Source organism: Clostridium sp. YIM B02500 (assembly GCF_022324665.1).
GTDB lineage: Bacteria > Bacillota > Clostridia > Clostridiales > Clostridiaceae > Clostridium > Clostridium beijerinckii.
The window spans coordinates 1-14,537 of record NZ_JAKGTE010000021.1; the positions used below are offsets into that span (position 1 = coordinate 1).

Here is a 14,537-nt window from a genome sequence, read left to right on the forward strand (position 1 = left end):
AACGATGGGACTCGAACCCACGACAACCAGTGCCACAAACTGGCGCTCTACCAACTGAACTACGTTCACCATATTTGACTACAAAAATTAAAATTCAACTTTTAATTTTTAAAGATTAAAGTATTACCAATATAGGTAAAAAATTTTTATTTGCTTGTTTATTATAAGTTACATATTGTTAATTGTCAACTATATAAATATAATTAATGTTAAGTACAGTACCAATCATATGTTAAAAACCATTATATTCAAAGCCTAAAGCCTCTTTATTCCACTGACATCTCAACATTTCTAGCTAAAAATACTCTTATCTAAAATAAATAGAATTATTCATTTAAATCATAATCTCATTATTTTCTGATTTTAAATAAGTTTAGAATCAGTTAAATAATTTTTAGGGGTGATAAAATCACCCCTATTATATGAAAATAATCATTGAAATATTTCTTTATTTAAATATCTTTACACGTTCTTCTAATGGTTTAAATTCTTTTGGGCCTGGATCCGCTGTTGGCTTTCCAAAAGGCATTTGCCCAATGAGTTTCCAATCATCAGATATTCCCCATTCTTTCTTTATGTCATTTTCAATAAGCTCATTATAATGTTGAAGCGATGCTCCAAATCCTTCAATTTCTAATGCAGTCCAAATAACAAACTGGTGCATTCCACTTGCTTGTTGAGACCAAATTGGGAAATTGTCTTTATAAAGTGAAAATTGTTGTTGAAGAGATTCTATCACGCTATTATCTTCAAAAAATAAAACTGTACCATAACCGCTTCTAAACGAATTTATTTTTTCTTGAGTTGGCTCAAATTTATCTTCAGGAACAATCTTTCTTAAAGCATTCTCTGTGATATCCCATAATCTATCATGATGATCTCCTAACAATAGTACTACTCTTGCACTTTGTGAATTGAATGATGATGGTGTATGCTTTACAGCATGTTCTATAATTTCCTTGATTCTATCATCAGAAACCACCTTTTCTTTACTAATTCCATAAAATGAACGTCTATCTGCTACAGCAGTAAAAAAATCTTTTGACATATAATCATTCCTCCTATCATATCTAAATTTATTTAAGTATTTATATTCTTTTCTTTTTAAATAATTACTTACAGTAATTTAAAATTATATCTAACTATAACTAGTACATCTTTTATATAAAAACAGTGAAGCCTAATAAATTCACTTCAATATTTTTAATTAGTTACTTACATTTAGTAAGTAACTTTAGATTAATTATTACATACTTATAACACTTAGTCAATAGTATTTTAAATATAAATTCATAATTTTTTTAATTTTCAAACAATAAAAAAATATAAAGAATCTCCATTGTAATTAAGAAAATTCTCTATATTTTTTGAATTGTCTTAGTTAATTCCATTTTTCTGCCCATTTTTGGATCTCATCCATGGCACTTTGAAGATCATGGCCTTTTTCTGTCAATTCATATTCTATGCGCACTGGAGTTTCCGGATAAACTTTTCTAATAATTATTCCTTCCTTTTCCAGCTCCTTAAATCGTTCTGTAAGCATACGAGCACTCATATTAGGAATAGCTTCTTCTATATCTGAAAATCGATTTTGTCCATTCAATAATGTTCTTATAATCAATCCGGTCCATCTTTTTCCTAGTAATTCAAAAGCATTTTCAAACCTTGGGCACATATGAAATTTTTCCATATTTAATCACCACCTGTTACTATTCTATCATAATCACTTAATTAAGATAAGCAACTTATGATATTATACTAAATATAATAATATTCATTGAATAAGTCAATATTCCGTAAAACTTATGTATTAACTTTGATCTTTATGGTAATATCTAATATTAATTAATTATTGAATCTAAAGGAGGATTTTATTATATGGTTAAACCTTTATTTTTAGCACACGGCTCTCCAATGATGGCCATTGAAGAAGATAATTATACTGAATTTCTAAATAATCTTGGAAAGAAATTAAACCCTAAAGCTATTGTTATCTTTACAGCACACTGGGATAGTGAAACACTAACTATATCATCTTCTGATTCCACATACGAAACAGTATATGATTTTTATGGATTTCCAGAAGAACTTTACAATGTAAAATATGAGGCGCAAGGTTCTAGTACAGTTGCAGCAAAAGTCGAAGAAAAACTTTCACACGAAGGCATAAAAGTTAAAAAAGACTTAAATAGGGGTCTAGATCACGGAGCTTGGACTCTTTTAAAACACCTTTATCCAGAAGTCAACATCCCCGTTGTTCAAGTTTCAATAGACCCCAAATTATCCATTGAAGAACAAATAAAAATAGGTAGCGCTCTAAAAACTTTAGGTGATGAAGATATCTTAGTTATCGGAAGCGGAAATACAGTTCATAATCTAAATTTAGTTGATTTTGAAGCTGTAAGCAATGATTCTTGGGCTGAAGAGTTTGATGACTGGTTAATTAACAGGTTAAAAGAAAATGATTTTAATTCACTTTACAATTATAGAGATCAAGCTCCAAATGCCGATTTGGCTGTTCCAAGCCCTGAGCATTTTGTTCCGCTATTTATAGCATTAGGCAGCAGTTCGCTACTAATTCCTAGAGTTATTTTTCGAGAGTATGAATTAGGAAATTTAAGCCGTCTTTGCCTTGAATTTTAGTAATCTAATATTTTAGCAGGATATGATATACTCAATCCTGCTTTAGTAAAAAATTTAATAGTATTTTTCCTTTACTTCTCTTGTGAATCCATAATCAATAATTACTGGCCTGCCATTAATTACTCCCCAACTACTTTGTCTATTCAAATCACTTAATAGTAAATTATAATTTTGAGAAATACTTTTTATCTGTTTTAAATCAAACATTTCTTTTTTACTTTTAACATCAAAATATCTCCATATTTCCGTAATATTATATACCTTATCCGCTCTCTCCATAATTAAGAACTCAAAGTTTTTTGAAACGTCTATAACCTTCGCAAACATGTTAGAATTGTCATAACGAGAAATATAATACTCTGTTTTATTTTGTGCAATTCCAGCTGCATTCTTTGCTATTTTTACTACATATCCATTCCCAAGATCAAATACTTCTCTACAAGAACCGGAACCAATATATCTGCAATATCCTCGTGTTATACTAAATATAATTCGATTAATATCCATTTAAACACCTGCTTTATGCTCATCTCTTTATATTCATTAGTAAAATTCTACATATTATATTATTCGCTCGATATAAAATTGGTTCGCTATGCTTTTACAACTTAATTAATTTCAAATAAAAATGTAGCTGAGGAATTTTATTTTTTCCTCAGCTACATTTATACTTTCTACTTATCCGGCTCAACATGAACCATTACCTGCGTTATATCTAGATCTTCTTTCAATTTATCTTCTATTTTTTCGGTAATGGAATGTCCTTCAACTAAAGACAACTCAGAACTGACACTAACTACCAAATCAAGTAAAATATTATTTCCATGAACGCGCGCTCTTATATTCTTAATTTGTTTAACACCAGGAACTTGGTTAATAGATTTAGTTATACCATCAAGCTTCTCTCTACTAAAACCATCTGATAGATTATGAGTTGCCTCCCTAAATATATCCCATCCTGTCTTTAATATTAAAGCACTTACAACTACAGCTGCAAGAGGATCTATCCAAGGAAAACCAAACTGAGAAGCAACAATACCTATGGTCGTACCAATACTTACCCATGCATCAGAAAGATTATCTTTTGCAGCAGCCATTAGCCCAGAGCTTTTTATCTTAACAGCAATCCTCATATTATAACGATATACCATGTAAATAGCCGCAGCACAAAAAATTGCAACTACAGCAGATACTAAATCAGGAGCCTTAGGGTTAAAAAAGATAACTGATTTAATCGCATTATAGAGCACATCAAGACCAACAGCCAGCATAATTAAAGATGCTATTAATGATGCTATTGTTTCTGCTCTAAGATGACCATAAGGATGATCATCATCAGCTGGCTTTCCCGATATTTTTAGCCCAATTAAAACTGCCACTGAAGCTATTATATCGGTAGTATTATTGATTCCGTCAGCTAATAATGCCTTAGATTGAGCAAAAAAGCCAACTCCGAGTTTTAATAATGATAATGTTATATACGCTATAATACTCACTCTAGCTCCACGTTCTGCTATTTTTAAATTATTATAACTGTTTTCCATACTTTCCACCCCTGACTATACTATTTTTCAATGCTATCTTAATAATTATCATTCTTAAATATATTTATGCAAAACATACTCTTCATTGAAGTAATTAACTTACAAGTACTTTACTATAAGGCAATTACAGCATATGGTTTGCTATAAAAATGTATTTTTCAATTAAAGATTACATAAAGTTAATTTTCCAAATAACATAAGTATTATTCGTTATTATATCTACATATTATATGCCACTAAATTTTATAGACATTATAATGCTTATAGATATATAGATTAAACTTAACAGCATTTAGCATTTGGGTAGTAGTCTCAGGTTAGCTAGTATAGCCATAAATTAAATATTATTATCAAACAGAAAGTAATTAAAGCGTTCATTTACAGATAAATTATTTTACTATGGAATTTTCTATATATTTATCAAGGTACCTTTCTAAGTCATCAATCTCTTCATTTTTAGGCAAACAGCTAATTAATGTTTTTAAAACTTCTCTCTCCTTTATATAGTTAAGAGAAAATGAAAAATTTAAATCAATTATCCAACTTAATTCATATATTTTTCTATCATTATAATTTTCCAGTGAATTATTACTAATTTTTTTGTTTGAACGAATGTCCTTAATAAGCTCTGAATTATAGCCTGATGTAAAAGGTAAATTATCAAGCGCCGGATTAGGATGATTTTTTCTTTCTCTCTCATATCCCATAATGATTCTGAAAATATCAAGTTTATCGGCATCTCTAATCAATTTGCAAAACAATGATTCTTCCTTATTCAAATCCATCGGAAGATCTTTTGCATTATGAAGATTTACAGCTTTAATAATAATCTTTCTTCTACTGTCATCTAAGTTTTTTAATGTTCCATTCTCTTCTAATATTTTAACGCCTAAAGCAGCATGATTTTCTGAAAAAGCATCCCTAAATGTCTTATACTTTTTAAATTGTTCAAACCTTCCTATATCATGGAATAATCCTATTATCTCCGCTGTATCAACTTCTTCTTGGGTGAAATTTAAAGATTTTGCAATATTTACAGCATGCTCTGCGACTTTTAGCGTATGTATTTCCTTAAGTTCAATATTCTGATTTATTAAGCTATCTTCCCCATAAAATTTTTTTACATAAGAGCTAAACCAATCATAATATTCTTTAACTAATATATTTTCCATTTTTATCTCCTTACTATATCTAAATATATATCTATTATACTCCTTTAGCATAAATTACTTAACTATAAAACTTCCTTCTATATGAGCATAGGTTTTAATTCACATTCATTACGAATCCTTAAAGAATAAAAATACCTTGACAATACTCATTTAATATTGCCAAGGCTTTATAATTTAGGATTTAATCATAAAAATTATATTTATTTTATGTTTATATTTTATTTTTCTTGTAAATAGTCATCTATTGCTTTTGCTGCTTTTTTACCAGCGCCCATAGCAAGTATTACTGTTGCTGCCCCTGTAACTGCGTCTCCACCAGCATAAACTGCTTCTTTAGTAGTAAGACCTGTTTCTTCTTCAGCTACGATACATCTTCTCTTATTAATTTCTAACCCTTGAGTTGTTGATGAAATTAATGGATTTGGTGATGTTCCAAGTGACATTATTACAGTGTCTACATCCATAACAAATTCTGAACCAAGAACTTCAACTGGACTTCTTCTTCCTGATGCATCTGGTTCTCCAAGTTCCATTCTTACACATTTCATTCCTTTAACCCATCCATTTTCATCTACTAAGATTTCTGTTGGATTAGTTAATACATCAAAGATTACTCCTTCTTCCTTAGCATGATGTACTTCTTCTACTCTTGCTGGAAGTTCTGATTCACCTCTTCTATAAACAATATGACTTTCAGATCCAAGTCTTAAGGCAGTTCTTGCTGCATCCATAGCAACATTTCCTCCACCTACTACTGCAACTTTTTTACCAGATCTAACTGGAGTGTCATATCCTTCTACCGCTGCTTTCATTAAGTTTACTCTTGTTAAAAATTCATTTGCTGAACATACTCCGTTTGCATTTTCTCCTGGTATTCCCATGAATCTTGGAAGTCCTGCACCTGAACCTATAAATACAGCTTTGAATCCTTCATCTTCAAACAATTGATCTATAGTTATAGTTCTGCCAACTATAACATTAGTTTCTATTTTAACACCAAGTTTCTTAATGTTTTCAACTTCATTTTTAACTACTTTTTCTTTTGGAAGTCTGAATTCTGGAATTCCATATTCTAAAACTCCGCCTGCTTTATGAAGTGCCTCAAATATAGTTACTTCATATCCTTTTTTAGCCAAATCTCCAGCACAAGTAAGTCCTGCAGGTCCACTTCCTATAACTGCAACTTTAATTCCATTCTTAGGTTCTGTTGCACTTAAATCAACATTATGTGATGCTGCCCAGTCTGCTGTAAATCTTTCAAGTTTACCAATAGATACTGAGTCACCCTTTATTCCTAAAACACATCTTCCTTCACATTGTCTTTCTTGTGGACATACTCTTCCACAAACTGCTGGAAGTGAGCTGTATTTTGAAATTTCTTTTGCAGCTTCTTCAAATTTTTCATCTTTAACATAAGAAATGAATCCAGGTATATTGATTGATACTGGACATCCTTCTACACACTTAGGATTCTTACAGTTTAAACATCTAGAAGCTTCTTTAGTTGCTTCTTCCTCGTTATATCCAAGACAAACTTCTTCAAAGTTTGCTGCTCTAACCTTTGGATCTTGCTCTCTTACTGGTATTCTAACTAATCTCTCATTCATGTCCATTATTTATCACCTCTGCAACCACAGCCACCGTGACTATGAGTATTTCCTTCTTCAACTTCTAACTGTGCTTTTCCTTCTTCTGTTTTATACATAGCTTGTCTTCTCATTGATTCATCGTAATTTACTAAATGTCCATCAAATTCTGGCCCGTCAACACAAGCAAACTTAACTTCTCCTCCAACGGTAACTCTACAAGCACCACACATACCTGTACCATCAACCATTATTGGGTTTAAGCTTACTGTTGTTGGAATTCCTAATTCCTTAGTTAGCATAGAAGTAAATTTCATCATTATCATTGGTCCAATAATAATTGCATGATCATATTTCTTACCTTTATTATTAACTAGCTCTTTAAGCATATCTGATCCAGTTCCCTTAAATTCATATGAACCATCATCAGTTGTTACATAAAGATTTCCAGCAGCATTCTTTAATTTTTCTTCATATATTAATAAATCTTTGTTTCTGCTTCCTAAAATAACATCCACTGCTATTCCATGTTCATGCATCCATTTTACTTGTGGGTAAACTGGTGCTGCACCAACTCCACCTGCTACAAAGATGAAATTCTTTTTCTTTAATTCTTCTATATCCTCATGTATAAATTCACTTGGTACACCTAATGGTCCAACAAAGTCAGCTACATGATCCCCTTCATTAAAAGCAGCTAACTGTTTTGTTCCTTTTCCTACAGTTTGAAAAACTATAGTTACTGTTCCTTTTTCCTGATCATAATCTGCTATAGTCAAAGGTATTCTTTCACCTTTTTCATCATTTTTTATGATAATAAATTGTCCAGGCTTTGCAGATTTTGCTACTCTTGGAGCTTCTATATCCATTGAGAATATATTATTTGTTAGCTCCTTTTTATTCACTATTTTATACATTTACGTTCCTCCTAATTTAACCAAGTAAACTTGATTCAGATGATTTTTTCTATTCATCTGAATCTTAGTATAATTTTTGTTCTTGCGAGAATATACTTTATCTATAAGTACTATTTAATATCTTTATTGCTAATTGCAAATTCTATATAGATTAAGATTTAGATACAAGTTCTTTGTCTGGAGATACTAATATCTTAACATGTTTCTTCTTTTCTGGACCTGTTAATGCTCCAAACCCTTCTTCAACTATATCATCTAAATGTATTTTCTTTGTTACATATCCTTCTGCTTTTATTCTTCCATCTTTCATTTGAGCCATAGTTGCTGGGAATTCATGTCTGTATGCTAATGTTCCAATGATTTTCTTCTCAGTGAATACTAATACATTAGGATTAAATTTAATATCATTTTCCCATATGCTAGTTACAACTAAAGTTCCTTCAAACTTTAAGCTATCTATACCTGTATCAAAACCTATTTGAGCTCCTGTAGTTTCAAACGCCACGTCAACTCCTAATCCGTTAGTAAGCTTCTTAACTTCCTCTGCTATATTTACTTCATTAGGATCTAATACTACATCTGCCCCTGCTCTTTTAGCATACTCTTGTCTTATAGATTTTCTTTGTAATACTATTATTAATTTTGCACCGGCTGCTTTTAAGCACTCAATAGTTGCTAGTCCTATTGGACCAGATCCTAGTACTAACGCAGTATCCCCTGTTCTAAAATTACCAATTCTAATTGAATGTAATGCTACTGCCATTGGCTCAACTAAAGCAGCTTGTTCGTAAGACATTTCATCTGGAATCTTATGTACGAATTCTTCTGGGAAAACTGTATATTCAGCAAGTCCTCCACCACTTCCGCAAAGTCCATGGAAACCTAATGATGAACATAAATTATATTTTCCTTCTAAGCATGCTGGACATTTTCCACATGCAACTATAGGTTCAACTATTACTCTATCTCCTGGTTTAAAATTCTTTACATTAGGACCAACTTCAACGACATCTCCTGAAAATTCATGTCCTAGAACTACTGGAGCAGTTGTACCACTTAATGGGTGAGGTTGTCCTACTGGTATAAATATAGGTCCTCCTAAATATTCATGTAAATCTGATCCACATATTCCACACCATTTTACTTTAATCTTTACACCATTAACTGTAACTTTAGGTTCTTCAATTTCCTCTACTCTAACGTCTTTCTTTGCATACCATAATGCTGCTTTCATCTTAAAACTCCTCCTTGGATAAATTGTTAATTAATTCACATATATTTATTAAGCAATTTTCATGCCAAGTTATGACTAAGATTATATTTTTTTGCGTTATTTAGGTTGTTTGCTTGATATAATTTTATTTTACCTATTATTTATATATGATTTTATATATAAACTATTGAACTACAAAAGAAAAATGTATCAAAACGATACATTTTATTTTCTCATTCTGATACACAGATTTTTCTTTTCTCATTTTGATACATCTATATGATATTTTTTTATCTTTCTATATAAAGTTGCTCTACCTATACTTAATAATTTAGATGTTAGTTGAAGATTTCCATCACATTTTTTTATAGCATCCCTTATAGCATTCTCTTCTAATAAATCAAGAGGAATTATTTCAATCTCCTCTTGATTTATAGGCTCTTGATGCAAAGTTTGTGTCATATTATTGTAATCTAAATTGTTTATATCTATATTCATCATTTCATCTTCACTCAAGTAATAATCTCGCTCAACAACATTCTTAAGTTCTCTTATATTTCCGTCCCAATCGTATTTCTTTAACTTATCAATATATTCCTTACTTACAGTTATAATCTTATTTTTGTTTTTTATGTTTAGCCTTTGAACAAAATCATTTACAAGTACATCTATATCATCTTTTCTTTCTCGTAATGGAATAGTCTTTATTTCCATTACACTTAACCTATAATATAAATCCTCCCTAAAATTTTTCCTTCTTATTTCATTTTTCAATATTCTATTAGTAGCACCAATAACTCTAACATTTAGCTGCTTCTCATAAGTCCCACCGACTCTAACGATCTTTCCATTATCTAAAACCCTAAGAAGCTTACTTTGAATATCTAATGGCAGCTCACCAATTTCATCGAGGAAAATTGTCCCTCCGTCTGCTAATTCAAACTTACCTGGATGCCCTTCTTTTGATGCTCCAGTAAAAGCACCCTTTTCGTATCCAAATAATTCACTTTCAACTAATTCGCTAGGTATTGATGCACAATTTACAGCGACAAACGGACCTCTAGCCCTATCACTATAATTGTGTATTGACTGAGAAATCAACTCTTTACCAGTACCGCTTTCTCCTTGTATTAGTATATTGCAGTCACTTTTTGAAGCCTTTTTAGCGAAGGCTATCATATTTGCCATCTCTTTGCTTGTTGTCATAATGTCTTTAAATTCATATTGTGCTTTATATCCCACAAACTTATTTACTAGTTTATGTACAATCTTAACTTCTGTAAAAGTTATTACCATACCACTACTCTTACCATTTTTATTTAATGGCAAGACATTTATAACACATTTTATTATGTCATTATTTATAGAAAAATCCCATTCTATATTATTTAAAGATTTATTTTTTTCTTGCAATAATTTGTGAAAGTCGACGCCATTTAGCACTTCATTAATATTCATATTCATTGCTTCTTCCAATGATATGTTTAAAATTTTTAAAGCTCGTCCATTTATTCTTTTAACTTTCATATACTCATTAATAACTATCATGCCTTCTGATATAGAATCAAATGTTACATTAAGTAACTTATACGAAATAGCGAGTGCCATTTGCTTCTGTATTGATTGTGCCGCAGCAGTTACTATACCTAACGTATGAGAATGTGCATTATAATAATTTCCAGACATATTTATACATCCAATTAAATTATCATCTTCATCATAAATAGGAGATGCAGAACAAGTCCAAGAGTGTTGATTTACCCCATAATGTTCTGCTCCTATAGTCTGCACTGGTTTACCAAGGTATAAGGCAGTCCCTATAGCATTAGTTCCAACTACATTTTCTGACCATAATTCACCCTTAAGAAAGTTTAATTCCTCAATTCTCTTCATTATATCGTTATCGCCTATTACATCTACTATATATCCATCTTTATCCGTTAAAAATAATGCAAATCCTGATCCTCGAACCATGCTATAAATACTTTCCATAACAGGCCTAGCTACAGATATGAGTTCATTATTTTTATTAATTAATTCATTTATATTAGAATGTTTAACATGACCCTTACCATCATAAGGATTAACACCATAGTTCATGCATCTTATCCATGAATCACCAATTTCACTTCTAACCTTAGGATTGACATTTCCTGTAGAAATAAAGTCTTTCCAAGCCTTATTAATAAAATCCACATAATTCTCCATATATTTCTCCTATGCTTACACAAAGATAAATTTATCATTTATTATATCTTATATGATAAACTTATTAAATATATATGTCGAATTTAATAATATTTAAATTTGATGTTAGTTTTTGAACAATATAAATATATCACTCTCAACTTACTCTAAAATTTGAAAATCATTTAATATCCATCCATAATTCTAATCCAAAATAACGCTTATGCTCATCATCAATAAATTTTAAAGGTCCATTATAAAGTATTGTTCCTGCATATTTTCCCTTCGTTATAACAATAAAATTATTCAAATTATGGTCTGATGATCTTAAATTAAATTGAAATTCCCTAAGTTCTTTTTGAATAGTTTTAGTATCCAATTTCATCATCCCAAGTTCTGTAATTTCATCATCTGATAACTTTTTATCGTTATCCATATCCCCGATTTTAATTAAAGCTGTCGCTAAGTCTGTTCTAATTTCACTAGCATCAACTATTTTGCCATCAGATCCAAAATGATTTATTTGAAGATTCTCATTTGATGTTCTTTCCGTCTCAATAATATTCACCGTTTCACTCAGCATACTGATATCACTTTTAAAGTTATCAACTGCGAGGCTACTACTATTTGTACATTCAATAGAATTATAGAACCTTACTATACTTGTCAAAAAAATAATTAACAATAACAGGAGAAAAAGCATTTTTATTAGATTAATTTTTCTTATAACCATGCTATCTATATTAGACTTATAATTATAAGACAGTAAATTTCTAGTATACATTCTTTCACCTATCCTTTAAAATCTATTTATTTACATTATTAAGTGTAATACTCTATTATTAATTAAAACTTGTTTACGTGTAAAAAGCATGTTAAAAATCCTTCTATTCTTACTGATTTTATATAGATAATTCAACTAAGACCTTAACTTATGCATATAGCTCGCCGAAATGAATAATAAGGCTTAGAAATGCAATTTAATAACATTTCTAAGCCTTATTTTAAAATAAATATTATTCACTAATCTATTCCTATTAATTTAACTATTTTTTTGTTTATGTACTTTATATTATATATATTCTATTTATCTGATTTTTTATTCTTTTTTTCCGTATCTTTGTTGTGTACCTTATGGTTCAACTTATTATCATCACTATCTATCTTAATTTTCACCTCTTCGGTTTCAGAAGCTTCTACTTTATCATTAGCATCTATATCTTCTTTGCTTAATTTTATTTTATCACTATCCTTAACTTTTAAAGTACCACACTTAGTATCCTTTTTAGCTTTTATATCTTCGCTATCTATTATTTCTATCACTGAATCCTCAAGTATACGGGTTTGGCATGCCAATCTATATCCATCATCAATTTTTTCTTTTCCTAAAACTTTTAATTCTTCTTTAGTTGGTTCAGAAAGTTTTCCCTCTATAACTTTAATAACACACTTTCCACATTTTCCTTTTCCTTCACATGAGTCATTAATTTTTACCTTAGCATTTTTAGCAGCTTTTAAAACCTTTTTCTCATCTTTAACTTCTACTTCACTTATAAACTTAACCCTTACTGACATTCTTTCCCTCTCCTTTAAATCTTATATTGATAATTTTAAATTGACAGTTGTAACTTTAGTAAATCTACCCTCTAAAAATTCTATGATTGTTTAGATCTACAACTTCCCAATTAAAACTAAAATCCAAAATTATTACTCTAAATACTTATCTTTATTAAAATTATATACTTTAAATCATGATACTATACAAAACCTACTGGGTTCTATGCCTCAATAGCGCAATATTACTATTTTCAAGTTTCCCTCTATATTTCTTTGCACTAACAATGACATAAATAGCAAACCAAGGTACTTATTTTAAATGACATATAAATGACAAATAGAGTCACCTTTTGTTGGTAACTCTATTTATTATATAATCCATATACTCGATCTATATTTAAATCATTACCATCTACATCCTCCAACTCTAACACTCCAGTTCCTCATTTTCTTTGCAGTTTGATCACTTTGATAAGCCTTAATCTCATTCTCAGCTTTCTTTCTTCTTTTAATTATATCCTTAACTGTTTTTTGAGTTAGTTCTTTTGGAGTCATATTATCCCACCATCCTTTTTATTTTTGAAATCAAATTTCATCATTACATAAAGTCAATGGTAAATATATTAAGGTTGTACACATTAATTAATTTGTATAGTATTAAAATCACATCATTTATTCTATAAAACGCTGTACTTAAAATTTATTTATCTTTTACTGTAATTATACATCACATTTCTAATTTTTCACCATAATGCGTATAAATTATATTTAATATAAGCATTAAATTAGTAAATTGTTTTAAATACAACCTTTCTAAATCTATATGCTCATATCATACAACAAAATTGTTAAATTTCTGCACGTAAAATTTTAAGATAATGTTAAAAATTCCATATTAATAACTATCATAAACTAACATTATTTTATTATTCATAAAAGTAACACAACATTAACATACCTTTAATGCTATCTTAGCTTTTTATAAATATACTATATCTATAAAGAATTTAACCATTCTTTGCTTCCTCAATTAAGAATAACCCTGTGGAAGTTTTCTAATATCAATAATTAATAAAGGAGATGTAAATAAAATGAATACTTTAAATATCTGTATTGATATCGACGGAACGATAACTAAGGCTTATGACTGGCTAGATATGGCGAATAAATATTTTAAGAAGAATATAACGGAAGATCAGGTAACAGAATATGAAATTCATGAAGTTATGGGTATAAAAAGGCAAGAATATGACGATTTCTATAATAGAAATAAATTCAAACTCCACTCAGATCAAAAACTAAGAGATGGTGCTAAACTTGTTATAACTGCATTGCATCAATTTCATAATATATATTTTGTGACAGCTAGAGATTTAGAGCTAAAAACACTGACTCATCTATTTTTAAGAAACAATGAAATACCTTATGATAACTTATTTGTTTTAGGTAGCCACTACAAGGTTGACAAAGCACACGAATTAGATTGTAATGTTTTTATTGAAGATAACTACAATAATGCAATTCAGTTATCGGAGGCAGGATTCAACGTTCTTCTTATGGATACAAATTATAACAGGAAACCTATAAATGATAAAATAACTAGAGTTAATAACTGGAATGAAATATTCTTAATTATAACAGAACTATCTTCACAAATTAAAGCTGTTTAAAAAAAAGCCTCTCCTTAAAAGAATTAGGATAAGCTTTTATCTTAATAA

14 protein-coding genes are annotated in these 14,537 nt (G+C 29.7%); 2 read left to right on the top strand and 12 right to left on the bottom strand.

The annotated features are described in order from the left end of the window. Window positions 1–448 precede the first annotated feature (448 nt). Window positions 449–1,048, bottom strand: a complete 600-nt coding sequence (locus L1S46_RS16665) for a nitroreductase family protein (protein ID WP_011968802.1) — start codon at window positions 1,046–1,048, stop codon at window positions 449–451. 333 nt (window positions 1,049–1,381) lie between these two features. Beyond that, on the bottom strand, window positions 1,382–1,690 hold the full coding sequence (locus L1S46_RS16670; RefSeq protein ID WP_238900463.1) for a helix-turn-helix domain-containing protein: 309 nt from the start codon (window positions 1,688–1,690) through the stop codon (window positions 1,382–1,384). A 188-nt stretch (window positions 1,691–1,878) separates the two neighbouring features. On the opposite strand from L1S46_RS16670, the gene L1S46_RS16675 reads away from it, so the two are divergent. Then, window positions 1,879–2,643 carry a class III extradiol ring-cleavage dioxygenase gene (locus tag L1S46_RS16675; protein WP_238900464.1) on the top strand — a complete coding sequence of 255 codons (765 nt, stop codon included), beginning with the start codon at window positions 1,879–1,881 and terminating at the stop codon, window positions 2,641–2,643. A 54-nt stretch (window positions 2,644–2,697) separates the two neighbouring features. Here the strand turns inward: L1S46_RS16675 and L1S46_RS16680 are convergent, their stop codons facing one another. The 10 genes from L1S46_RS16680 to L1S46_RS16725 all read right to left on the bottom strand — a co-directional run bounded on the left by L1S46_RS16680 (window position 2,698) and on the right by L1S46_RS16725 (window position 13,374). Further along, window positions 2,698–3,150, bottom strand: a complete 453-nt coding sequence (locus L1S46_RS16680) for a hypothetical protein (RefSeq protein WP_238900465.1) — start codon at window positions 3,148–3,150, stop codon at window positions 2,698–2,700. Window positions 3,151–3,317: 167 nt separating this feature from the next. Continuing rightward, window positions 3,318–4,187: a cation diffusion facilitator family transporter gene (locus tag L1S46_RS16685; protein ID WP_011968798.1), complete on the bottom strand. Its 870-nt coding sequence runs from the start codon at window positions 4,185–4,187 to the stop codon at window positions 3,318–3,320. A 389-nt stretch (window positions 4,188–4,576) separates the two neighbouring features. Continuing rightward, entirely contained in the window at window positions 4,577–5,359 is a 783-nt protein-coding gene (locus L1S46_RS16690) for an HD domain-containing protein (RefSeq protein ID WP_077831713.1), read from the bottom strand. 218 nt (window positions 5,360–5,577) lie between these two features. Next, complete coding sequence (gene gltA / locus L1S46_RS16695; protein WP_238900466.1) at window positions 5,578–6,972, bottom strand: NADPH-dependent glutamate synthase; 1,395 nt, start codon at window positions 6,970–6,972, stop codon at window positions 5,578–5,580. Then, entirely contained in the window at window positions 6,972–7,862 is an 891-nt protein-coding gene (locus L1S46_RS16700) for a sulfide/dihydroorotate dehydrogenase-like FAD/NAD-binding protein (RefSeq protein ID WP_238900467.1), read from the bottom strand. Before L1S46_RS16700 ends, gltA begins: the two co-directional genes overlap by 1 nt. A 151-nt stretch (window positions 7,863–8,013) precedes the next feature. Continuing rightward, window positions 8,014–9,096: a 2,3-butanediol dehydrogenase gene (locus L1S46_RS16705; protein WP_238900468.1), complete on the bottom strand. Its 1,083-nt coding sequence runs from the start codon at window positions 9,094–9,096 to the stop codon at window positions 8,014–8,016. A gap of 240 nt (window positions 9,097–9,336) precedes the next feature. Then, entirely contained in the window at window positions 9,337–11,283 is a 1,947-nt protein-coding gene (locus L1S46_RS16710; RefSeq protein ID WP_238900469.1) for a sigma-54-dependent Fis family transcriptional regulator, read from the bottom strand. Between the two features lie 160 nt (window positions 11,284–11,443). Continuing rightward, a complete protein-coding gene (locus tag L1S46_RS16715; RefSeq protein WP_238900470.1) occupies window positions 11,444–11,932 on the bottom strand; it encodes a hypothetical protein in 489 nt (162 codons plus the stop codon). Between the two features lie 413 nt (window positions 11,933–12,345). Continuing rightward, window positions 12,346–12,837 (bottom strand): 2Fe-2S iron-sulfur cluster binding domain-containing protein, encoded by a 492-nt coding sequence (locus L1S46_RS16720; protein WP_238900471.1) that lies wholly within the window; start codon window positions 12,835–12,837, stop codon window positions 12,346–12,348. 387 nt (window positions 12,838–13,224) lie between these two features. Next, window positions 13,225–13,374, bottom strand: coding sequence for a hypothetical protein (locus tag L1S46_RS16725; protein ID WP_017211431.1), 150 nt, complete (start codon window positions 13,372–13,374; stop codon window positions 13,225–13,227). Window positions 13,375–13,910: 536 nt separating this feature from the next. On the opposite strand from L1S46_RS16725, the gene L1S46_RS16730 reads away from it, so the two are divergent. After that, window positions 13,911–14,489 carry a nucleotidase gene (locus L1S46_RS16730; RefSeq protein WP_023976864.1) on the top strand — a complete coding sequence of 193 codons (579 nt, stop codon included), beginning with the start codon at window positions 13,911–13,913 and terminating at the stop codon, window positions 14,487–14,489. Window positions 14,490–14,537 lie beyond the last annotated feature (48 nt).

Coding starts and splice junctions, on each gene's coding strand:
- L1S46_RS16665 (WP_011968802.1), bottom strand. CDS start 1,048: ATGTCAAAAGATTTTTTTACTGCTGTAGCAGATAGACGTTCATTTTAT.
- L1S46_RS16670 (WP_238900463.1), bottom strand. CDS start 1,690: ATGGAAAAATTTCATATGTGCCCAAGGTTTGAAAATGCTTTTGAATTA.
- L1S46_RS16675 (WP_238900464.1), top strand. CDS start 1,879: ATGGTTAAACCTTTATTTTTAGCACACGGCTCTCCAATGATGGCCATT.
- L1S46_RS16680 (WP_238900465.1), bottom strand. CDS start 3,150: ATGGATATTAATCGAATTATATTTAGTATAACACGAGGATATTGCAGA.
- L1S46_RS16685 (WP_011968798.1), bottom strand. CDS start 4,187: ATGGAAAACAGTTATAATAATTTAAAAATAGCAGAACGTGGAGCTAGA.
- L1S46_RS16690 (WP_077831713.1), bottom strand. CDS start 5,359: ATGGAAAATATATTAGTTAAAGAATATTATGATTGGTTTAGCTCTTAT.
- gltA (WP_238900466.1), bottom strand. CDS start 6,972: ATGGACATGAATGAGAGATTAGTTAGAATACCAGTAAGAGAGCAAGAT.
- L1S46_RS16700 (WP_238900467.1), bottom strand. CDS start 7,862: ATGTATAAAATAGTGAATAAAAAGGAGCTAACAAATAATATATTCTCA.
- L1S46_RS16705 (WP_238900468.1), bottom strand. CDS start 9,096: ATGAAAGCAGCATTATGGTATGCAAAGAAAGACGTTAGAGTAGAGGAA.
- L1S46_RS16710 (WP_238900469.1), bottom strand. CDS start 11,283: ATGGAGAATTATGTGGATTTTATTAATAAGGCTTGGAAAGACTTTATT.
- L1S46_RS16720 (WP_238900471.1), bottom strand. CDS start 12,837: ATGTCAGTAAGGGTTAAGTTTATAAGTGAAGTAGAAGTTAAAGATGAG.
- L1S46_RS16725 (WP_017211431.1), bottom strand. CDS start 13,374: ATGACTCCAAAAGAACTAACTCAAAAAACAGTTAAGGATATAATTAAA.
- L1S46_RS16730 (WP_023976864.1), top strand. CDS start 13,911: ATGAATACTTTAAATATCTGTATTGATATCGACGGAACGATAACTAAG.